1 protein-coding gene is annotated in these 748 nt (G+C 60.7%); it reads left to right on the forward strand.

Annotated elements, in window-relative coordinates; translation table 11 throughout:
* Positions 1 to 40: 40 nt before the first annotated feature.
* Positions 41 to 748: IS6 family transposase (locus P0D80_RS50760; RefSeq protein WP_408296448.1), on the forward strand; the 708-nt coding region annotated here is incomplete at its 3' end.

A 748-nucleotide genomic window follows, 5' to 3' on the forward strand; every position in this document is an offset into this window, starting at 1 on the left:
GGCAATGTCAAGTTGAGCTGGGCGCCGGGTAAGATGGGGCATGAAAAAGAGCAAGTCACCTTACTATGGTTTTCGATTTCCGGCGGCGGTCATTAGTTGCGCGGTCCGCTGGTACTATCGCTTCAACCTGAGCCTTCGTGACATCGAGGAGTTGTTGCTCGAGCGCGGCGTGAGCGTGAGCTACGAGTCGGTGCGCAACTGGTGCGACCGGTTCGGCACACGGTTTGCGCGTCGCGCGAAGGCTGCGCGTGTCAGGCCGGGCTCGACATGGCACCTCGATGAAATGTTCGTGACGCTGCACGGCGATCCCTACATGCTGTGGCGTGCAGTCGACGAACACGGCGCAGAACTCGATATCCTGCTGCAAAAGCGTCGTGACAAAGATGCGGCCGAACGGTTCTTCAAGCGCGTACTCCGCTCGCATCCCGTGCCACGCAAGATCGTCACTGATCAATTGCGCAGCTACGCGGCGGCCAAGGCCGAAATTCCCGAGCTAGCCAGCGTGAAGCATGTGTTTGTCAAGGCAGCCGCCCGGCTAAACAACCGCGCTGAGAACAGTCATCAGCCCACACGTCGACGCGAGCGCCAAATGCAAGGCTTTCGTGACCCGAGGCGCACACAGCGCTTTCTCTCCAGCTTTGGCCCGATCCGCCAGCACTTCGCCTTGCCACGGCACCGGATGAACGCCGCATGCCATCGCACCGAACTGAAGGCGCGTCTGCTCGCATGGCAGGAATGGACGGGTGTG

The sequence above is a fragment of the Paraburkholderia sp. RL17-373-BIF-A genome, from assembly GCF_046030175.1.
Classification (GTDB): Bacteria; Pseudomonadota; Gammaproteobacteria; order Burkholderiales; family Burkholderiaceae; genus Paraburkholderia.